Genomic DNA, 21,889 nt, shown 5'->3' with positions numbered 1-21,889 from the left:
AGCTAAGCTTGCGGCTGGTCACCCTGCTCCAGGACGACGAACGCCGCCGCGGTGTCACCGTCGTGGGTCAGGGTCACGTGCACCGTCATATCGGCCAGGTACTCGGCTATCGCCCCCGAAAGCCGAATGCGCGGACGCCCCCACGTGTCCGTCACCACCTCGATATCGCGGTGGATGTTCTCCGGCAGCACCGGCCGCTGCGAGTATCGCGACCCAGACCACGCCTTGATGACGGCCTCTTTCGCCGCCCAACGCGCTGCCAAGTACCGTGCCTCGCCACCGGTCTTTGAGGCCGCGTCACGCCGCTCCCCCGGCGTAAACGCGGACCCGAAAGCCGTTCCGGGACTGGCCAACTGCTCCCCGAACTCGGAGATGGTGACCAGGTCGATCCCGATACCGACAACGGTCACCGGTGGTAGACCTCGTCCTCACTCAGGCGCGCACCCGGATCCAACAGCATGGACGCTTCCTGACGCTTCTCCGACTCATCGTGATCGTGGTCGAAGCGACGCCCGTCCGGCCGCTCGTACATGGGCCGGCCGCCCGCCATCGCCGACGCGAGTCGACGCTGGCCCTTGAGAATGCGCTCGTGCGAACGCTTCTCGTAGTCGTCGCGATCCTCCGGACGCAGCGAGGCGATGAAGGCCTGCGGGTGCACCAGCGCCACCAGGCCCGATACGTGACCGAAGCCCAGGCTCGTCACCAGACCCGCCTTCAGCGGCAGCTTCTCCTTGAGCGGCAGCGACTCGCGCAGCCACACAAAGTGCTGGCTGGTGGCCAGCTCGTCATCGACACAGTCCAGGCTGCGGTTCGGCGGGATGACCCCGTCGCGCAGCACCTGGCACAGGCCCAGCATCTGGAACACCGCGGCGCCGCCCTTGGCGTGACCGGTCAGGTTCTTCTGCGAGATGACGAACAGCGGCGCGCCGTCCGAGCGCCCCAGCGAGGCCGCAAGCCGCTCGTGCAGCTCAGTCTCGTTGGGATCGTTGGCGAGCGTGGACGTGTCGTGCTTGGAGATCACGGCGATGTCATCGGCCGTCACGCCCAGCTTGTTCAGCGAGCGCGCCAGATCCGAGTCCTTGCCGCCACGCCCGGCCGCCAGCGCACCCAGACCCGGAGCCGGGATCGAGGTGTGCACGCCGTCACCGAAGGACTGCGCGTACGCAACCACCGCCAGCACCGGCAGACCCATCTTGAGCGCCAGGTCACCGCGCGCCAGCAGCACGCTGCCGCCACCCTGCGCCTCGACGAACCCGAGGCGACGACGGTCGTTGGCGCGCGAGAATCTCTTGTCCGCAATGCCCTTGGCCCGCATTGTCTCGGTGTCGGCAGTCGCAGCCATGTCACCGAAGCCGATGATGGCCTCCAGCGTCAGGTCGTCGAAACCACCGGCCAACGCCAGATGCGCCTTGCCGAGCCGGATCTTGTCGACGCCTTCCTCGACGGACACCGCGGCGGTGGCACAGGCCGCTACCGGGTGGATCATCGAACCGTAGGAACCGACGTACGACTGAACCACGTGCGCGGCAACGACGTTCGGCAGCACCTCTTGCAGGATGTCGTTCGGCTTGTTACGGCCCAACAGGTTTCCGTGGTACATGGTCTGCATCGAGGTCATGCCGCCCATACCGGTGCCCTGGGTGTTGGCCACCAGGCTCGGGTGCACCCAACGCATCAGCTCGGTCGGGGTGAAGCCCGCCGACAGGAACGCATCCACCGTCGCGACCATGTTCCACAGCGCCACCCGGTCAATGGATCCGACCATGTCCGGGGTGATACCCCACACCGTCGGATCGAAACCGGTCGGGATCTGCGCGCCCACGGTCCGCGACAGCTTGGTCTTGCGCGGGACGCGAACCTCGGTGCCCGCTCTGCGAGTCACCTGCCAGTCGCTGCCCTCCGGCAGCGGCTGGATAACGGTGTGCTCGGGATCCCACCTCACGAACTCGCGGGCCTCGGCCTCGGTGGCCACCGTGAAGGTGAAGTCCTTGTCCAAGAACACCGAAACCAGCAGCGGCGAGGCATGATCGGGATCGATCGCACCGTCGTCCACGAACTCGCGGACACCGATGTTGGCTACCACCTTGTCGTGGTAGCGCTCCACCAACTCCGACTCCGGCACCAGTTCACCGGTTTCGGCGTCGTACCAACCGGCCTCGGGGTCGTTCTCCCACTTGACCAGTCCAGTGGTCCAGGCAAGCTCCAGCACACCGGCCGCCGACAGTTCGTCGCCGACCTCCATCTCGTAACGGGTACGCGACGAGCCCAGCGGGCCGAGCTCGCCACCACCGACGATGACCACCAAATCGGCCGGGTCGACATCGAGGTCGGCCCATTCCGGCGGCAGCGCCGAGGTGTATCCACGCGGCGGAGATGGCAGTGCCGCAATGAAATTCGGATCGTCTTCATCGTCGGAGGCCGTGGCGGCTTCGGCCTTCGCCTTGGCTTCCATTTCCTCGCGGGCCTTCGCGGCCAGCTCGGCCATATCGAGTTCAACCTCGGCCAGCCCACCGGTGAGATCCTTCTCGACCGGTGCCTGCGCGGCCTGAACCCGTGCCTCCGGGGTGCACAGCGCCAACAGCATGGACGCCATATCCGCGGTGGAGTACGTGGTGACTCCCGCTTCTTCCACGCCGGTGACGATGGCGTCGTTGTGACCCATCAGCCCGGTGCCGCGGGTCCAGCCGATCAGCGCGTGCGCCAGGCTGACGCGCGATGCCCACGACGACTCCGCCTTCCAACGAGTAACCAGCGCATCGAGGGCCGCCTTGGACTCGCCGTACGCACCGTCGCCGCCGAACATGCCGCGGTTCGGCGAACCGGGCAGCACCACGTGCAGACGCGAGGCGATATCGCGCTCGGCACCGATGGCGGACAAACCGCCGATGAGCCGTTGCACGGCCCACAGCAGCACCTTCATCTCCATCTCGGCACGCGCGCCGGCCTCCGACAGATCCCCGACCACCTTCGGTGCGGCGAACGGGAATAGCAAGGACGGGGTCTGCGCGTCCTTGAGGTGAATCGACATCGGCCCAAGGTTTTCCGACTGCTCGCTGCCGACCCACTGCACCAATGCGTCGATATCGGCGTACGAGGCCATATTGGCCGGTATCACCCACAGCTTGGCGCTGAACCGTGCGCTCTCCCGATACAGGTTGCGGTAGAAGGCCAAACGGTCCTCGTCCAGACGCGAAGTGGTGGCGATAACCGTCGCTCCACCGGATAGCAGCTCGGCCACCACCGACGCGGCGATCGAGCCCTTGGAAGCACCCGTCACCACCGCGACCTCGGTACCCCACTTGCCGCTATCCGGGCTCTCGGCTCCGGCGGCAATGCGTCCGAATAGCGAGGCGTGGACATTGCGTCCCTGCGCCAGCGACTTGCCCTGCCACCAATTCGCCTGCGCGGCAACAGCGTGCCCGGCACCTTCAAATCGGAGGCCCAGACTCTGCCAATCCTGGTCAATCTCGCCTTCGTCGGTGATCCACAACCGCGCCAAATCCTCGCGGGCGCTGGCCCAGCGATCGTCGAACACCACGGCCTTCTTGCCGTCGAACGTCGGAGCCACCAAACGTGGCCAATCCGAGCCCAACTCGGCAGATACCAGCTCGACGAGCTCGGTGTCGGTGGCACCGTCGGGAGTGACGACCGGGGCCGCGAGGCCCAGCTGATCGAGCACCAAACGGGCCGCCGAGGCGAGAACTCCGTCGCGACCAGTGATCTGGTCGGTGAACTCGCTCAGCGCGGCGGCATCGACCGTCGCGCCGGCGCCACCGCCCGCCGAAGGCAGCGTTACGCCGACACCGCGACGCGCAGCCACCGCGGCAACTGCAGCGTCGATCGCCGCGTCCACCGCATTGCCGTCCGTCAGCGTGCTGGCCGCCAGGCCGCCGAGATCGCCGCCGCGGACGCTGGTGCCCTCACGGGTACCGAGTGCCAGCTCGAGGGTCACATGCTTGACCCAACCCTCGCCGAGCTCCCAGGTCTTGCGCACCCGCTCGCCGATGGCGGCGGGACGCTTACCCGACGGTCCGAAGACCGTCTTGAGCTGATCATTGATCGAGTCCGACAGCACCGGGCCGAAAGGCTTGTAGGTGCGCGCCAATTTGGTGACCTGCGTCCGCAATCCGGACAGGTCCGCCTCCGCGGCTCCGTCGATAGCGCTCAGGTTCAGCTCCGAACCCAGGTCGACCAGCAGCTGGTTACGACGCGAGGAGGCGCCGTCAGTGAGGCTCTCGATGGAGTCCACCGGCTCGATCTGGTCGATGCGCATTTTCGTGGACAAGGCGATGAGCCCAAGCGTCGCATCGGAGGCGTCGAACCCGATATCGTCCGGCCGCGGACCACCGCTGGGTGCGGCGGGGGCGGCAGCCGGGGCGGCCACGGCGGGCGCGGCGGCGGAATCCGCCGGTGCGGCAGCCTCTTCCGGCTCGGGATCGGGTTCAGGATCGGTATCCGTGCCGAACAGCACGGCGTGGTCGCGCTCGACGTTGAGCACCTCGACCGAGCTGTGGCTGAACTCGGGCAGCTTCAGGGTGTTGTTGGCCAGACCGGCGACGGTCGGCATTGACTTCACACCCACCTCGACGAATCGCTCGACACCGAGTCCGCCCGCGGCCTCCTCGGTGAACAGCAGATCCTGGGTCTCGATCCACCGCACCGGGCTGGCGAACTGCCAAGCCAGCAGCTCGATAAGCACCTTGCGGCACAACAACACCGGCTTCTCGTTACGCCAGGTGTCGTAGTCGGCGAGTACCTCATCGAGCGGCTCGGCAGGAACCAGATCGCGGATCTCCTGGATGAATTCGCGGTCCAGGGTGAACGGCTTCGGCACCAGGTTCGGGATGTACTTGCCGAGGATCAGGTTTGGGTCGCTGTCCATTGGCAACACCCGCTCCAGGGCACGGCGGAACTCGGCGACACCGACCCGCAGCACCTCGGAATGGAACGGCACGTCGATACCGGGCACCATGATGAAGGAGCGCCGTCCACCAAACTCTTCGCGACGCTTCTCGACCTCGGCCTCCAGCAGCTCCAGACCGCGCACCGTCCCGGCGATGGCGTACTGCGAACCGCGCAGGTTGAAGTTAACGATCTGAAGAAACTCCCCAGAGCGAGCCGCAATCTCCGCGACGAACGCGTCGACATCGGCATCCTCCAACGCGATCTGCGACGGACGGATGGCAGCCAGACGATAGTTGCTGCGGCCCTGCTCATCTCGGGGCACGATGTCGTGCATCGCGGACCCACGGTGGAACACCACTTCCAGCAGACCATCCTGTGGGATGACTCCGCTGACGGTGGCCAGCGCGGTGTATTCACCAACCGAGTGGCCGCAGGTGATGGCGTCGTCGACGAAGGCTCCTGTCTCCTTCATCTCTGCGATCTGTGCGGTCGCCACGGTGGCCATGGCCACCTGGGTGAACTGCGTCAGGTACAGCACCCCCTCGGGGTGCTGGTAGTGGACGCCACCGGCGACGAGGCTGATCGGGTTGTCCTTGACGACGTGCAGCACCGAGAAGCCAAGACGTTCACGGGTGAACTTGTCGGCGTTGTCCCAGACCTTGCGAGCGGCCTTGGAACGCGAACGCACGTCCATGCCCATGCCCTTGTGCTGGATTCCCTGGCCCGGGAAGGCGTACACGGTCTTGGGGGCCGCGAGCCGAGCGGTCGCAGACATCACCAAGTCGGTGCCGACCTTGGCCTGAATTTCCACAACCTCTGCACCGGAATCGATTCCGACACGGTCCACGCGCACGTCGACCTCGTCACCAGGCTGCACCATTCCCAGGAAGCGAGAGGTCCAGCCGACCAAGGTGCGGGGCGGAGTGCTGGAGGTGTCTGCTGAGGTGACCACGTGCTGCGCGGCGGCCGAAAGCCACATACCGTGCACGATGGGCGATCCCAGCCCTGCCAGCAGCGCGGCCGACTTGTCGGTGTGGATCGGGTTGTGATCTCCCGAGACCACCGCGAACGCCCGCATGTCGGTGGGCGCGAAAATCTTGACGTCACGACGGCGACGACGAGTCGTGTCTGCCTCGTGCTCGGAGAGTGCACCACCGGCACGCACCGGGTCGCCCAGCTCGGCGGCCCCGTTGCGACCCAGGATCGCGAACCGCTCCTGCAGGGTGGCCAGCACGGTGCCATCAGCCGTCGCCACCGTGACGTCGACCGGGACAACCCGGCCAACCTCGGTGTCGGTGGCCGCGGAAGCCGTTGCGGTGACGGTCAGTTCGGCATTCTCGGCGGGCAGCGCGGAGATCAGGTGGGCTGCGTGATCCAGGTGCACCAGCGAGAGCAGACCCTCGATCACTCCGATGCCGTCCTGGGTCTTGGCATCGCCGATCGCGGCAAACACCGCAGGCCAGCACAGGCCGACCAGTGCGTCGGGCACGGTCGACGATCCGGGAGCCAACGGCGCGGGAAGCACCGCGGTGACGCCCGTATGGTCCGCGACGCGCTCCGGATCCCACTGCGCGACAACCCGTACCGTTCCGTTATTCACTAAAGGAAGATCCGCTGAGTCATCAAAGCCGGCAGCCACCGCGAGCACGGTCCGCATGGCCGCGGCGGCGGCTTCGGTGGTCACCACCGGGGTGCCACCGTCACGGGTGGTCGTAGGCAGGGTCAGGTCGATATCGACCCAGGTGCCCGACAGCGGCACGCTCAGACGCACGGCGTCATCGCCGGTGACCTCAAGGCGGGCACCGGTCGACGGGTGTGAAGCAGTGCGGTCCTCGAAGACCTGCCACGCTCCGTCGGGAGCGATCCGATGCACGGGGTTGACGGCAATGCGTCCGGACCACAACACATCCGGCGCGTCCAGCACGGTCGCCAACGGACCCTCGACATCCCAGCGGCGACGCAGGCGCGAGCGCACCGGCAGCGGTTCCACACCGGCGGCCACAACCTCGTCGATGGCAGTCTGCTCGAAGCGGTCGAGCAGCTCGCCCACCGGCTCGTCGACCCGGGTGATCCCGGCAACCGCGGCGGTGCCGGGAATGATGCACACCTGCTCGGCGGTGTAGCGGGCATCGTGGGCCTGCCACAACGAGTCACTGCGCCACCAACGGCGCACATCCTTGTCGATGACGGGCACGAAGTTGACCGGCTTGCCCAGCGTCTTGCACAGCGCGACGAATAACGGCACATCGGCCGGGTGCAGCTTGATGGTGGCCGCGTCCGGGTAGCGCTCAAGAAGCCCGGCAATGGCCTCGGCCGGGCGCTCCAACAGCGACTCATCGACGAACAGGGTCTCGACGGGCCCGAAGTCCTTGGGGTGCAACCGGGCCTCGGCGCGCTTGAGCATCTGCTCGAAGCGGTCCCGCCAGGTGACGTCCAACCAGGGCGAGTGCGCCACGACGGTGTCGGCGGTGCTGTCGCCGTCACCGATGGACAGCTCAACGTAGCGGCTCAGCCACTGCGCGTACGTCATCTCCTCGACATCGCCGAAGTACTGCTTGGCGGTCAGCTCCATCGCGGCGACGATCTCGTCGCGGCGCTTGGCCACCGCATCGGCGTCACCGGCGACCTCGTCGAGCAGACGACCGCAGCGCGAAGCCGCATTGTCGATCTCGTGAATATCGGCGCCCAGCTGGCTGCGCCCGGAAGCCATGCCGCCCTGTGCTTTTCCGGCGGGAACCCAGGTGGGTGTGCCCGCGGTCTCGACCAGCATCTGCTTGACCGACGGCGAGGTGGTGGCCTCCAGTGTGGCCATCGCCGCGGTGCCGACCAGGATGCCGTCGACCGGCATCAGCGGGAATCCGAACTTCAGTGCCCAACGGCCGCTGAGGTATTCGGCTGCCTGCTCGGGCGTACCGATACCGCCACCGACACACACGGTGATATTGGAGCGCGAACGCAGCTCCGAGTAGGTGGCCAGCAGCAGGTCGTCGAGGTCCTCCCAGGAGTGGTGTCCACCGGCGCGGCCACCCTCGACGTGCATGATGATCGGGCGGGTCGGCACCTCGGCCGCGATACGCACGACGGAGCGGATCTGCTCCACAGTGCCCGGCTTGAACACGATGTGGCTGAAGCCGATTTCGGTGAGCTCGTCGATGAGCGCGACGGCTTCTTCCAGTTCGGGAATGCCGGCGGTCACGACTACACCGTCGATCGGCGCACCGGCCTGACGGGCCTTCTGCACCAACCGCTTCGAGCCAACCTGCAGCTTCCACAGGTAGGGATCCAGGAACAGCGAGTTGAACTGGATCTGACGACCCGGCTCCAACAGGCCGGTGAGTTCTTCAATGCGGGCGCTGAAGATCTCCTCGGTGACCTGCCCGCCGCCGGCGAGCTCGGACCAGTGACCCGTGTTGGCAGCAGCCGCAACGATTTTCGAATCGACGGTGGTCGGCGTCATACCCGCCAACAGGATTGGCGAGCGCCCGGTGAGACGGGTGAACTTGGTGGACAGCTTGACCGAGCCGTCGGGCAGCGACACCACGGTCGGCGCGAAGCTGGACCAGGCGCGGGCGACCTCGGGAACGGCGCCGTGGGTGAACAGGTTCCGCTGTCCACCGCGGGTGGCGGTCGGCACGATCCCGATCCCGAGTCCGCGGATGACAGGGGCGGTCAGACGGGTGAGGAGGTCACCGGGGCCAAGATCCAGGATCCAGCGGGCACCGGCGTCGGCGACATGGCTCACCTCATTCACCCAGTCGACCGGGGCCACGAGGACCGACTCGGTCAAGGCCTTGGTCAGCTCGACGTCGAGGCCTGCAGCGGCCGCCCAGCGGCCGGCGATCTCGACACCATCGGCAAGGCGCGGAGAGTGGAAGCCCACCTCGACATTGACCGGGTCGAAGACCGGACTGAACACCGCGCCCCCGCGCACCTTGTCCTTGCGCTCGGCGGCCTCGCGGTCTGCGATCTGCTCGCAGTACAGCTCGAACCGTGACAGCTGCTCGGGGGTACCGGTGATGACGACGGAACGGCGTCCGTTGCGGATGGACAGCGCGGGCGGCTGAACGGTGCGGACATCCTGAGCGAAATCGTCGAGTAGCGCCTTAATGCGTTCGGGGTCGACATTGGTCACCGACACCATGGGGGTGCGGTTACCGCGCACCACGATGCCGCGGCGCCGCGCGACCAGGGTCGCCGCGGCGCCCACCAGCTGAGCGATGGCCAGCAGCTCGACATCGCGAGCACCGTGGGCCTTGAGCGCCTCGACCGCGAGCACGCCCTGTGAGTGTCCGACGACGGCGACCGGCGGGAGCTGGGCCAGATCCAGGCCTTGGATCTTCAGTGCGCGGACAGCGGCCAACTGGGCCAGCAGTACACCGGGCATGGAGACCGCGGCCGAAGTGAGCTGCGCGGCGACAGGCACAGGCTCCTCGGCGGTCAGCGCACGCATCCAGGTGAGCGGCGTGAAGCCGACCGGACGCACCACCACAAGTTCCTTGGCGACGGGCTCCAGGAGCAGCTCGGCCTCACCGGCCAGAGTCGCCAGCTCCGATTCGATACCGGCCGAGGCCGCCAGGTCGGCGAGTGACTCCAGCCAATCGCTGCCTTGACCCCCGAAGGCCACCGCGTAGGGCTCACCGGACTCCAGGCGATCAATCAGCGCGGGACCCGCACTGGGACCCGGATCGGCCGCACCGTTCGCGTCGGGGCCCTCAGAGCTGGTCACCTTGTCGTACTCGTTGATAGTCACGTCGCCGCTACCCGTCTTTCCGTCAGTCGTGAATCCAGCCGTACCCCGTGTCGTCGTCTCTGTCGATCGGGATTGATTGAGGCCGTGTTTTCGTATCGGTATCCGCATCACCGCAGGTCTGGACTTAAGAGTGTCATAAGAGGGGTGGCGATATCTTCTGGCGTAATAGTTACTGCCGAGTTCTACGCAGGAGTAACCACCGCTTACGTAACGGCAGGCCAAGTGCTGGCAACCAACCGCCCAATCAAACGCGCTGCATGCGGGTGGTTACGGCCGAGTAGGTATAACATCGCAGATCAGACATTGATTGTTATCGAATCGTTATGCTTGATTCCGGTAGCGGCGACCGCGTTCGCGCGTGTCGCGTTCAGCGCCTTCAACACGGTCATCCACACCAGGAAAAGCCAGAACATGTGCCATAAGTTTGCTGGCACACCAACGCGTTTCCAACTTGTGTTACCAGTGCGACTGGTGATGTTTAGCCAGCTACGTATCCGACCGCGAAAATGCTCAGGAGGCGCGTCAGCGCTGGTGAGACTCGACGCCTAGACCCACTGCCCGAAATTGGGCTGAAGAATGTCGTTGAGGTCGACGCCGATTCCTCCGACCTCGCGCTTGTCGATCTCGAACTGATGCAGATGAGCCTGGGGATGGACGAAGCCTTTAGGGCTGCCCCAATTGTGCTGCCAGAAGTACGAGCACAGCCCGTCCTGCAGGGCCCAATCGATGGTCTTGGAGTTGCCGTACAGCCCGGTGCGGGCATGTCCCAAAACCGACTCCCAGGCCTTCAGGTACGGCGCCACCTGGTTCTTGTACTGCTCAGGTGTCGGGTTGTCGTCGACCGAGACGTAAATCGGCACGTTGTAGGAGCCACCGGCGGCGACGTGCAGCTGCCACCCGCGTTGCGCGTGTTTGATTCCTGCGTCATGGCCACCGAGCCAGTCCGCGGTGTCCTGCTTGCCGTATTGGTAGTTGGAGACGATCTTCAGGCCGGCGCGATACAGATCGCGCGCTTCGGCAAGTTTGATGGGCTTACCCGCCGACAATCCCGGGCTGCGCGGATCCGATACGTACCGAATCGCACCCAGGTGTCCGGCGGCCTTGATCGACTCCGGAGACGGGACACCACCGGCGTAGTCGATGAGTGTCCCGAGCGAGGCAGCGTTCGCCCGCGCAGCCGTCAGGGAGGCTGTGGCACCTCCCAGTGCTACCGCGGCGGGTATGCCAGCGGCGTATTTGAGGACACCCCGGCGGGATATGGACACCACTACCTCACTGAAGCTGTTCGAAGTGCTGTTTTGCAGAACTCAAGCCTCAGATTACGACAACTGCCTCAACAAACACGGTAGCCACGCTAGTCACATACGCCACAGCGGCGTCTAGACGGGCGCCTACGCGTCCGCGATCCGAAACACCTCGTCGGCGATCAATCGCGGTTCGGTGAGGACAACCTGATGTCCGGATTTGCGAGCGAGCACATGGCGTGCCCCGAGCCGATGCGCCGTCACCTGATGGGCGGCGTTCAGCTCGGACCGTGTCTCCTCGTTCAGAAACTCAGCGCGGGCTCCCGATATGACAGTGACGGGAATGCCGTCGAACATCGGCGGGTTATCGCGCAATCGGGCCATCCCGTCGACAAAGCGGCGCTCCTCCTCGTTGGCGGCGCGTCCAGCCCGCCACGTGAGATCTTCGGACGTCATATCGTCGACGACATCGCGTGGCATCCGGGGCATCATGCGGCGCACGAGGTGCGCCAGCAGACCCACCCGCCCCATCGCGTCGAGCGTCGCACGATGGATGAACCCGAGGATTCGCGTGCCGATCGAGGCCGGACGGAAGTAGGAATCCAGGTTCTCGTCAGAGTGGTCGACGAGAACGATGCCCGCGATGCGTGACGGATCAGCCGCCGTCGTCGCCAGCGCGATGGTTCCGCCGTAGCTGTGCCCCACCAGGATGTAAGGCCCCGAATCGAGGGCCGTCAGCAAGGCGCCCAGGTCCGCGGTGATTCGCTCCAGCGTGCGCGGCTCCGGGTCGTCACCACTGCGCCCCAAGTTCGCACGGTCGTAGACCACCGACCGAAAACGCTGGGCGACAAGGGGTTGCACTAGACCCCAGGCCGACCGCGAGAAACCCATTCCCGATTCGAACACCACGGTCGGCTCACCGGATCCGGCGACCATGTAGTGCAACTCGCGCCCGTCGGCGGTCGTCACGTAGTTACTCGACCCCAGGGTGTGGCTCACCCAGCCACCGTACGGAATGCACGCTTCCCAGGTTTGGTGCCCTACTCCCCCGAGCGCAGCAGCAACCGCAATCGTTCGGTCTTCTCCGGAGTCCAGCCGGGCGGCTGCAGGATGGCTGCCCAGGCATCGGCGACGGCCCGGACATAAACGTGACCGTGACCATCGGGAACATCGACCGCGACAGCCATATCGGCGGATACCTGTAGGAACGTCACGAACGGTATCCACTCCATGCTCGGCAACACGTCGTAGCCGCGGGGTTCACGCAGCCAGTCAGGCTTGCTCAGGATGAGGTCCGGATTCCACCACGCGATCGGATCGGATGCGTGCTGCAGGTACACAATGCGTGGGCGCGCCCAAGGATCAGCGGGCCGATTCAGGTCCTCCGGGCGTGAGGCGAACCGGACGTTCCGCCCGTTGTCGTAGATGGGCAACACCTCCGGCGACCCGTCATCGCGGTTATGCGTGGCCTCAAGCCACATGGTGTTGTTGAACGTCGGGCCGGAGAACAACGCACCGTCGGTGCGGGCCACGATGTTGTTCACCGACAGGAACGGCGCTTCACCGCCGAATGAGCCGAGGCTCTCACCGAACACCACGAGCTTGGGCCGCACACCCTCCGGCATTGCACGGACCCGTGCCGAAACGGCCTCGAACAGCGCCTGCCCCGCCTGGCGGGCGTTCTCCTTGTCGACCAGGAACGAAATCCAGCTGGGCAAGAACGAATACTGCATGCTGACGATGGCGGTGTCACCGTTGTACATGTATTCGAGGGCGTCGGCCTCCGCTTCGTTGATCCAGCCGGTTCCCGTTGTGGTGGCCACCGCCACCACCTTTCGGTGAAGGCCGCCCTCACGTTCCAGTTCACGGGCGGCGAGCTCGGCCGTCGCCTTAATATCGTCAGCGGATTCCAGGCCCGCGTACGCCCGGATCGGTTCGGTCGCCGGAGCCTTGTTGAACGCCGAAAGCTCTTGTGTAGTGGCACCGCCTCCGATGAAGGCACGGCCTTGATTGCCCAGCGAGGCCCAGGAGACCAATGAATTCGGTCCGCCGGAACGCAATGAGGTGGTGGGCGGCGGGTTGTCGGGGTTCTCCTCGTTGTTCACCGCCGAGAATGTGTTGTTGAGGGCGCGCATCGTGAACCTCACGACGACGCCGTTGATGAGTGCCATCCCGAGGACCACCACCAACGTGACGGCGACCACCGCGGATACCCGTTTGGGGGCTACGCGATTGAGCCGCTCGACGAGGAACAGGATCAACCGGCGAATCTGCTGGCCGAATTCGACCAGGACGAACAATGCGATGACCGACATCACCGCGGTCTGCGGGTGCGCCCAGAATCCCAGCCGCGGCACACCCATGAGGTCACGCACCCGGTCCTGCCAGAAGTGGAACCACACGATCATCAGGGCAGTGCCGATAATCCCGAACACGATGAGCATTCGCCACGCGATGGCGGGCGGCGGCGGACTCGAATCCTTTGACCGCATGTACCGCACCAGCCATACCGCCAAGACGCCGAGCCCGTACCCGATGGCACCCGCGCCTCCGCTCACCAACGCCTGGAACAGCGGGCCGCGCGGAAGTAACGACGGGGTCATCGACAGCCAGAGGAAGGCCAGGCCCACCGCGGTACCCGTGAACGTGTACTGCCGCACCCACCAAGGGGTTTTCTCGGGCTTCGATACGGCAGCGTCTGCCGCCGGTTCCGTTTCGATATCCCTGTCGATTGCCATTGCCAAGCCCTTCCCGATGCCGCCAGCTGCGAATGCCAATGGTGCCCGCCGTCAGTGCCCCGCACACGGGTATGGCCAGAACAAGATCCATGTGTACTGCGGGAGGTACCCGGCGCGCAAAGCCCTGAGTCTGACCGCGTGCCACCGGCACAGCGAACTGAGCCAAACAGGGAGCTGACCGTGCCCACAGTTCTCTGCGGTATCCTGCCAACTTGCTACCAGGGCCTTTAAACCGTGGGCGGGGACAGATCGACGCAACGGGGGTACGACGAGGATTACACATGCAACATGCCGGTGTCGGCCGCGAGGCCAAGACGACCAGCACACAAGGCCCAAAAAGAGAACGGCGACGCCGCGGCTCCATCACTGCCGAGGACATCATCGCCGGAGCATTTGAGCTCGCCGAGGAGATAGGGATCTGCGGGCTGAGTATGCCGCTGCTAGCGAAACATCTCGATGTCGGTGTCACCAGCATCTACTGGTACTTCCGCAAAAAGGGCGAACTGCTCGATGCGATGACCGATCGCGCCACCAAGCAGTACCACTTCGCCGCACCCTTCATCGGAGACGAAACCTGGCAGGACGCCCTGCGCAACCACACCCGCCGGATGCGCCAGGCATTTCGAACACGCCCGGTGCTGGTCGAGCTCATCCTGATGCGCACGAGCGAGCTCAGTGCCGAGGCGCTGCAGGCGAGCATTCAGAACCTGGAATCCCTTGTCCAGACCCTGATCGGCGTCGGATTCAGCCCGGATAATGCGATAGACGTGTATTTCTCTCTGTCCCTGCATATTCGGGGCATCGTGGTGCTGGAACACTTGGATACCGTCATGCCTGCCTCCGGCGACGCCCGCAACCTGGCACCGAGCGCCACGGTCGCGCCCACCCTGCATGACCTCGCGTCCCGCGGCCATTCGATCGCGACCATCTCGGATGCCAACTTCGATTTCACCGTCAATGCCATCATCGAACGAGCCGAGCACCTGCTCACCCAGGACATCGCGGCACGCGAATCGTCCTGACCGGTCGTCACACCTTGGAGTTGAGCAGCTCCTCGATCTTCTGAAGCCGTTTGTTCGACAGTGCCCTATTGTCGATCGACCGATCCGCCGAACAAGTGACGAGCTGCGAGATCACGTTCGCCTTGGCGATTACGGTGAACTCGCAAACCCATTGATCACCATTGAGATTCGTCGACCAACGCACCATGTCCGGTGAACCGGGTACCACCGGACCGGGTGTGACGGTATGACGTTTCTCGTCATCGCCCCAGGCTGCGACCTGACGCTGGCACTCGGAGACGGTCGAGCGTACGGAGTCCAGAAACTTCACCGCCTGGAAGTCGCCGGGGTAGGTGGCCGACACCTCGAGGAGTTGGTGCTGGTTCGGGTACTGGTTGTCAATCTGTGTCCGCGCTTCACGCCCGGTGTAATTCGTGGGGAAGAGCGGATATCGGCCGTATCCGACGACACCTTGACATTCCGCGGGATCGGCACCGATCCAGAGGACCGACTGCATATCGGTTTCGAACAGCGGCTTTCCCGGCGTAATGGTCAGCGACTGCGCCGGAGTCAGGAGTTGGTCGAGCTGCGCCGGCTGAATAGGCCCCGCCGGGTCCGGCCCCTTATCGGCCGTCGCTTCCCCGTCGACACCACGTTGACAGCCCGTCGCCACGAGCAGTAATGCGAGCAGCAGCGGCACAGACCACCTCATGTCGGCAAACATTACCCGCACCCATCGCTCCCCCGGATTTCGGCATTGTCCCGTGGCAGGCATGAGAACTCGGGTAAGAAGAGTCCAGTCAACACAACACGTCGGTAATGCGATAAGGCACCACGACCCGAAAAGGAGCGCGCGGTATGTCCACCAAGCTGGCGACACCACAGGAGCTACTGTCCCTGGGCAGAGTTGAATTGGGTACCAGCAGTTGGGTTCAGATCACCCAGGAACAGGTCAACGAGTTCGCGGACGCGACAGGTGACCGGCAGTGGATTCATACCGACGCCGAGCGCGCCAAGGCCGGCCCATTCGGCGGGACCATCGTGCATGGATACCTCACCCTCGCGCTCGCCCCGGCCTTCCTGGACGAGGTGCTGGAGATCGCGTCCTACGACGCCGTGCTCAACTACGGGGTCAACAAGGTTCGGTTCCCAGCGCCGCTGCATGTGGGCGCGCGGGTTCGCGGCCACGTCACGCTACTGTCGGCCAAGCTGCGCGACAAGGGCACCGTCGAGGCGACGTACGGCATCAAGTACGAGACCGAGGGCAAGGACCGCCCGCCCTGCGCCGCCGAGAGCGTGTATCTGTACCAGTAGTCACGGCCTCGTCGAGCGCCGAGAACAACAGTTCCTGCGCGAGCACCTGAATCACCCGCTGGTGGCCCGCCCAATTACCTTGGGTGTCAACACATGCCCGCGACTGTCGATCCGTAAGGGATGGGGTCGAAAATTGCGACGAACACACCCAGCAGCACCGCATACGGCACGCCGACAGCCGACATAGGAGCGTCGGCGCCAGTTGGCGCCTAGATCCCGTTTTACTATGTGTACGAATAACGTACACTTAGCGCATGGTCCCCCGCGGAGAGGCGCGCAGCGCCGCAATACTCGATACCGCACTACAGGTATTGATATGCGACGGGTATGACCGATTCTCTATGGATTCCGTTGCAGCACAGGCACATGCCAGCAAAACTACGATATATCGCAGGTGGGGAAACAAGGCCGAGCTGGTGAAGGCCGCCCTGGACGCCCACGACGCGAGCTTCAACGACGAAGTCCCCGACACCGGCAATCTGCGTGGGGATCTCATTGCGACGCTGGGCATGCTGCGCCGGAAGGCCGAAGCAGTCCCACCGGCCCTCTATGCCGACCTCATCCGTGCGATGGGACACGACGAGGCGCTGACCGAGGCGATCAATCGTCATCTCGCCGATCCTGGCCTCTCGCCCTTCGATATGCCCCTGTCCCGGGCCATCTCTCGCGGCGAGGTGTCCGCCGAGGTCGACCGGGAGCTCATTCACGATGTCGCTGAGGCGATGATCACGCACCGGCTGACTCTGGACGCCCCCATCGACGATGCATTCATCGAGCGGCTCGTCGACCATGTGCTGATCGTGCTTATCCGAGGTGGTGTTTTATGACGGTAGTGATCGCCGGCGCCGGCCCCACCGGCCTAACGCTGGCATGCGAATTGGCACGTCGCGGGATCCCGTGCCGGGTGTTCGACAAGGCACCCGGCCTCTTCCCCGGTTCTCGCGGCAAGGGGCTGTCACCGCGCACCCAGGAGGTGCTCGACGATCTGGGTGTCGCGGATGCCATCGAGGCCGGCGGCATGGACATGCCACCGTTCCGTATCTACGCCGGACGGGAGACCGTCGGCGAACGAACTCTGGCCGAGATGGTCGGCTCGGGTGTGCCTTGCGGCCCCGGTGTGCCCTATCCACGCTTCTGGATGGTTCCGCAGTGGCGCACCGATGAGATCCTGTTAGGCCGTCTGCGTGAACTCGGAGGCGATGTTGAATTCAGTAGTGAGGTAATCGGTTTCGAGCAGGACGGCGAGGGGGTGACCGTCACGTTTCTTCGCGACGGCATCCCGGTGCGGATACGCGCGTCGCACCTTGTCGGCACCGATGGCGGGCGTAGCGCGATTCGCAAGGCCCTCGATGTGGGATTCGCCGGGAAGACCTTCGAGAGCGAACGAACACTGATAGGCGATGTCCGCGCCGACGGTTTGGACGGCACGTTCTGTCATGTACTGACACGCGGCGGGCAGGTGTCCGAACGGTTTTCGTTGTGGAACCTGCCGAGCAGTGATCACTATCAGTTTGTCGCGAGCATGGCCACCGACGATGTACCCCCATTGACGCTCGAGGCCGTACAGGGCCTCTTGGTGGAGCGGTCCGGACGCGATGACATTGTGCTGCACGACCTCCGGTGGATATCGCTCTACCGGGTCAACGCACGGATGGTGGACCGATTCCGCGTGGGCCGGGTGTTCCTGGCCGGAGACGCCGCCCACGTGCATTCCTCCGCGGGCGGGCAGGGTCTGAACACCAGCGTGCAGGACGCCTACAACTTGGGCTGGAAGCTGGCGGCAGTCATCTCGGGCGCCTCCGAGCAGCTGCTGGATACCTACGAAGAGGAACGGATGCCCGTCGCCGCATCGGTGCTCGGGCTGAGCACCGACCTGCACTGCCGCAACTTCGAGCCCTCCAATGAGACTGCGCCGCAGTTGCATCAGCTGGATATCGGGTATCGCAGAAGTTCCCTAGCGATCGACGACCGCGCGTCCCCCGGAAAGCTCCGGGCCGGGGACCGAGCGCCCGACGCGGCGCTGCAGGGCGGACGTCGTCTCTTTGACGTGCTCCGCGGAACCCACTTCACTGTGCTCACGTTTGAGAACCGCGCGGTGCACATCGATGGAGTACGCGTGCAACGCCTCGCACCGTCGGCCGAGTACGACGTCTCGGAATCGACACTCGCATTGGTGCGCCCCGACGGTTACCTCGGTGTCATAACCGAATCCGAGGAGACGGTGCGGAAATACGTCGCCAGCGTGCGTTAGACGCTAACCGCCAGCGGCTCGATACGCGCAGGAACGTGCTTGTGCCATGGGGTACCGGCGTACTCGTCACGCCAGGCCGATGAGGTGAGCGCATTCGGGGCGACACCCGGCACGTGCCTCACGCCGGTCTCGTCGGTGTAATCGAGCCCAAACCCGTTCGGCAATGAGGCATGGCCGGGCTGCATCATGTCGCTGATCTCGACGGTGGCCTCGGCGCTACCGGCCGCAGTGGCGACGCGCACTCGTTCACCGTCGGCGATACCGAGCTGCTGCGCATCCTCCAGGCTGATCCGTAGTGCACCTTGCTGGTCTCGCTTTCGCCACGACGGGTCCCGGAGGATGTCGTTGGCGGTGTATGCCCGCCGCTCACCCGCGGAGAGCACGATCGGAAATTCGGGTGTCGTCAGCTGGGCCGGGCGAGATGCCAATCCCCGGATATCCTCAAGCATTTCGGGGATCACCAGCGCAATCTTGTGGTCCGCATGAGTGATCAGCGCGAAGTCGTCCTCGTAGTCGTGAACGGTGAAGGTGACACCGGAAGGACTGTTCAGGATAGCGTCGAAAAGCGCGTTGCCATCGCGGTGGCCGGCTCGCGCCACCGCCTGCGGGTAGGTCATCATCGCCTTCTGCGCCAGACCCCAGAGTGCGGCGGCACCTTCCAATCCCTGGGGCAGGGTCGGGCCGAGGGTTTCGTATAGGACATAGGGTGCCAGCGAGGCGAGTGCCGGATTGGCCAGCACCGTGAAGAACGCCTGCAGATAGGCATCCCGGCCCTGTGCGGCGGCTTCGCGCAACGGCTGCAGATCCGCATCGTCCACCACACCCAGCGCCCGGACCAACCGCGCCCAGATCTCGGGCTCGGGGAGCGTTCCCCGCTCGGGTTCGAACAGCGGGTGTCGCAGCTGAAAGGTGTTGTGCGGAAACTCGAGATTGAAGAACGTCGCCTCCACCTTCTCGAATTGTGTGGCAGCTGGCAGCACGTAATGCGCGAGGCGGGCGGTCTCGGTCATCGCCACGTCGACGACGACAAGCAGCTCCAAGGTTTGGAACGCTTCCTTGCATCTCGCCGAATCCGCCAGGGAGTGTGCGGGATTGCTGCTCTCGACAATCATCCCGCGGAACCGGTCGGGGTGATCGGTGAGGATCTCGTCGGGGATGACGTTCGAGGGCACCAAACCGCCGATGATGCGGGCGCCGGTTACCGGGGTGTTTCCGAAGAAGCCACCCATGAGCGGTGCCATCCACGAATGCAGATGCTGGCCTCCGCGCTTGGCGAAACTCCCGGTGAGTATCCACAACATCTTGTTGAGGTAGGAGCTCAGTGTGCTGTTGGGGGCCTGCTGAATCCCGAGGTCTTCGAAGACCGCCACGCTCTCTGCGGACGCGACCCGACGGGCCGCCCGCCGAATGAGATCCTCGTCGACACCGCTGCGCTGTGCGTAGTCGCCGATCGGTACCGCACGTAGCGCGTCCCGAACCTCTTCGGTACCGGTGACATGTTCGGCGAGAAATGTTTCGTCACACAGGTTTTCCTGGACCAGCACCGCGGCGAGTGCCGCAAGGCACCAGGCGTCGGAGCCGGGTCTCACCCGGAGGTGAAAGTCGGCCATCTTGGCGGTATCGGTGATCACCGGGTCGATGACGATCATCGAGCGCTGCGGATCCTTGGCGATCTCGTTGAGCACCACCCGTGCCCGCGGAAAGCTCTGCGACATCCATGGGTTCTTCCCCACGAACACCGACACCTCGGCGTGCTCGAACTCCCCTCGGGTATGCCCGCCGTAGAGGCTCTTGTCGATCCAGGCCTCCCCGGTCTTTTCCTGGGCAAGGGCGTTGGAGCGGTACTTGGACCCGATCGCCTTGAGGAAGGCGCCGCTGTACGCGCCACCCAGATGATTCCCCTGGCCTCCACCGCCGTAGTAAAAGATCTTGTCTCCGCCATGGTTGTCGCGGATGTCTTTGAAGCCCTCGGCGATCTCCACGATCGCAGTGTCCCAATCGATTTCCTCGTAGGTGCCGTCGGGGCGGCGGCGCATCGGCGAGGTCAGCCGGTTGGCGTTGTTCTGGTAGTGATCCAGGCGCAGGGCCTTATTGCAGGTGTAGCCCTTCGAGCCCGGATGTTCTTTGTCACCGCGAATCTTGGCGAGCGTGCGGCCCTCGGTCTGTACAACGATGCCGCAGTTGCACTCGCACAGGATGCACGCGGTGGGCAGCCAATTGGTGGCGGTCATGACAGGGCCTCCTCGATCAGTGTGCGTAATTGCTTATGCACCACATCGATTGGTGTGACGTCGCGGATGGATCGCGCGACGATGATGGCCCCCTCCAGCGAGGTCGTCATCAACATCGCGAGTTCGTCGGCGCGGGTGCGAGTGGCACCGGCGGCGGCCAGCTTGTCCGCGATGAGGCCGACCCAGCGCTGGAACACCACCGCCGAGTGCGCGATGAGCTTCGCATTGCTGGCCGGACTTTCCGGGTCTCCGGCCTCGACAGCGACCGCTACCACCGGGCACCCTGCCCGAAAATCTGTGCGCACCAGTTGCTTCCGGTAGAGGGCGACGAGAGCGTCGAGAGCGTCCGTAGCGGTGGGCTTCCCATCGATCATCCCGGCGATGTACTCCCCCGCGAGATCCACGGCTTCGCCGAGCAGTTGGGTACGTCCGCCGGGAAAGTAGTGGTAGGCGGAGCCGCGCGGTGCACCGCTGTGTTCGAGAACATCGGAAATGGCGGTGGCATGTGCGCCGCGCTCGCGGATCAGTAGGGCCGCCGAGGCAACCATTCGTTCACGCGGCGTGCTCATCCTCGGCCTTCCGGTGTTCTCCCTCGCCCTGCGGCAACTATGTATGCTGCTCTACATAATCCTCGGTGTGGACGGAGAAGTCAATGAGCGAGTACGAAACCCTGAGCATCCGGCGTGAGGGATACGTCCTGGTGATCGGCCTGAACCGGCCGGCCAAGCGCAATGCGTTCGATAAGGCGATGCTCCAGGAGCTGTCCCGGGCATTCGGCGAATTCGACGCGGATGCCGATCTGCGGGCCGCGGTGCTTTACGGGGAGGGGACCATGTTCACCGCCGGCCTCGACCTGGCCAGCGTGGCGGCCGAGATTCAGAGCGGCGCGTCGTTAACAGCCGAGAACGGGATCAACCCGTGGCAGGTCGACGGTACGCATTTGTCCAAGCCGCTTGTCGTTGCCGTGCACGGCAAGGTGCTCACACTGGGTATCGAGTTGGCACTCGCCGCCGATATCGTGATCGCCGACGAGACCGCTACCTTCGCCCAGCTCGAAATCAACCGTGGCATCTACCCATTCGGCGGTGCCACCATCCGCTTCCCACGCACCGCCGGCTGGGGCAGTGCCATGCGGTGGATGCTGACGGCGGAGCCCTTCGACGCCGCCGAGGCGTATCGCATCGGGATCGTGCAGGAGGTCGTATCTGCCGGTGAGCATGTCGACAAGGCGATCGCTATCGCCCAGACGATCGCGCGCCAGGCGCCGCTGGGTGTGCAAGCCACCTTGCGCAACGCCCGGTTAGCCCTAGCCGAGGGTGAGGCCGCTGCCGAGGCGCAGCTTGTGCCCACCATCCGCGAGCTGTTCACCACCGAGGATGCCGCCCTGGGTGTGCAGGCATTTTTGACCCGCACCACCGCCGAATTCGTCGGGCGCTGATGACAGCCTGCGCGAAG

At 64.9% G+C, this 21,889-nt stretch carries 13 protein-coding genes; 5 read left to right on the top strand and 8 right to left on the bottom strand.

Annotated features, from left to right (window positions below; translation table 11 throughout):
• Positions 1–2 precede the first annotated feature (2 nt).
• From MLB1_RS20340 to MLB1_RS20320, 5 genes are all read right to left on the bottom strand, one after another.
• Complete coding sequence (locus MLB1_RS20340; RefSeq protein WP_180751674.1) at positions 3–410, bottom strand: holo-ACP synthase; 408 nt, start codon at positions 408–410, stop codon at positions 3–5.
• Positions 407–9,655 carry a type I polyketide synthase gene (locus MLB1_RS20335; protein WP_180751673.1) on the bottom strand — a complete coding sequence of 3,083 codons (9,249 nt, stop codon included), beginning with the start codon at positions 9,653–9,655 and terminating at the stop codon, positions 407–409. The genes MLB1_RS20340 and MLB1_RS20335 overlap by 4 nt, the downstream gene beginning before the upstream one ends.
• A 545-nt stretch (positions 9,656–10,200) precedes the next feature.
• Entirely contained in the window at positions 10,201–10,923 is a 723-nt protein-coding gene (locus MLB1_RS20330) for a DUF1906 domain-containing protein (protein ID WP_180751672.1), read from the bottom strand.
• A gap of 123 nt (positions 10,924–11,046) precedes the next feature.
• On the bottom strand, positions 11,047–11,868 hold the full coding sequence (locus MLB1_RS20325) for an alpha/beta fold hydrolase (RefSeq protein WP_180751897.1): 822 nt from the start codon (positions 11,866–11,868) through the stop codon (positions 11,047–11,049).
• A 71-nt stretch (positions 11,869–11,939) separates the two neighbouring features.
• On the bottom strand, positions 11,940–13,637 hold the full coding sequence (locus tag MLB1_RS20320; protein ID WP_371750669.1) for an alpha/beta hydrolase: 1,698 nt from the start codon (positions 13,635–13,637) through the stop codon (positions 11,940–11,942).
• Positions 13,638–13,918: 281 nt separating this feature from the next.
• On the opposite strand from MLB1_RS20320, the gene MLB1_RS20315 reads away from it, so the two are divergent.
• Positions 13,919–14,659 (top strand): TetR family transcriptional regulator, encoded by a 741-nt coding sequence (locus MLB1_RS20315; protein WP_180751670.1) that lies wholly within the window; start codon positions 13,919–13,921, stop codon positions 14,657–14,659.
• A gap of 7 nt (positions 14,660–14,666) precedes the next feature.
• Here MLB1_RS20315 and MLB1_RS20310 read toward each other — a convergent pair whose 3' ends face one another.
• On the bottom strand, positions 14,667–15,362 hold the full coding sequence (locus MLB1_RS20310; protein ID WP_180751669.1) for a sensor domain-containing protein: 696 nt from the start codon (positions 15,360–15,362) through the stop codon (positions 14,667–14,669).
• A 134-nt stretch (positions 15,363–15,496) separates the two neighbouring features.
• Here MLB1_RS20310 and MLB1_RS20305 point away from each other — a divergent pair, with 134 nt between their 5' ends.
• From MLB1_RS20305 to MLB1_RS20295, 3 genes are all read left to right on the top strand, one after another.
• Positions 15,497–15,952 (top strand): MaoC family dehydratase, encoded by a 456-nt coding sequence (locus MLB1_RS20305; protein ID WP_180751668.1) that lies wholly within the window; start codon positions 15,497–15,499, stop codon positions 15,950–15,952.
• Between the two features lie 254 nt (positions 15,953–16,206).
• On the top strand, positions 16,207–16,779 hold the full coding sequence (locus MLB1_RS20300; RefSeq protein WP_180751667.1) for a TetR/AcrR family transcriptional regulator: 573 nt from the start codon (positions 16,207–16,209) through the stop codon (positions 16,777–16,779).
• Positions 16,776–18,203 carry an FAD-dependent monooxygenase gene (locus MLB1_RS20295; protein WP_180751666.1) on the top strand — a complete coding sequence of 476 codons (1,428 nt, stop codon included), beginning with the start codon at positions 16,776–16,778 and terminating at the stop codon, positions 18,201–18,203. Before MLB1_RS20300 ends, MLB1_RS20295 begins: the two co-directional genes overlap by 4 nt.
• Here the strand turns inward: MLB1_RS20295 and MLB1_RS20290 are convergent.
• Together MLB1_RS20290 and MLB1_RS20285 are read right to left on the bottom strand one after the other, a co-directional pair.
• Positions 18,200–20,434, bottom strand: coding sequence for a molybdopterin oxidoreductase family protein (locus MLB1_RS20290; RefSeq protein WP_180751665.1), 2,235 nt, complete (start codon positions 20,432–20,434; stop codon positions 18,200–18,202). The genes MLB1_RS20295 and MLB1_RS20290 overlap by 4 nt on opposite strands.
• Positions 20,431–21,003, bottom strand: coding sequence for a TetR/AcrR family transcriptional regulator (locus tag MLB1_RS20285; RefSeq protein WP_180751664.1), 573 nt, complete (start codon positions 21,001–21,003; stop codon positions 20,431–20,433). Before MLB1_RS20285 ends, MLB1_RS20290 begins: the two co-directional genes overlap by 4 nt.
• Positions 21,004–21,086: 83 nt before the next feature.
• On the opposite strand from MLB1_RS20285, the gene MLB1_RS20280 reads away from it, so the two are divergent.
• Positions 21,087–21,872 (top strand): crotonase/enoyl-CoA hydratase family protein, encoded by a 786-nt coding sequence (locus tag MLB1_RS20280; RefSeq protein ID WP_180751663.1) that lies wholly within the window; start codon positions 21,087–21,089, stop codon positions 21,870–21,872.
• Positions 21,873–21,889 lie beyond the last annotated feature (17 nt).

The organism is Mycobacteroides sp. LB1 (genome assembly GCF_013449725.1).
Classification (GTDB): Bacteria; Actinomycetota; Actinomycetes; order Mycobacteriales; family Mycobacteriaceae; genus Mycobacterium.
Note: the sequence above shows the minus strand (reverse complement) of the source record. Positions and strands in the feature narration are given on the sequence as shown.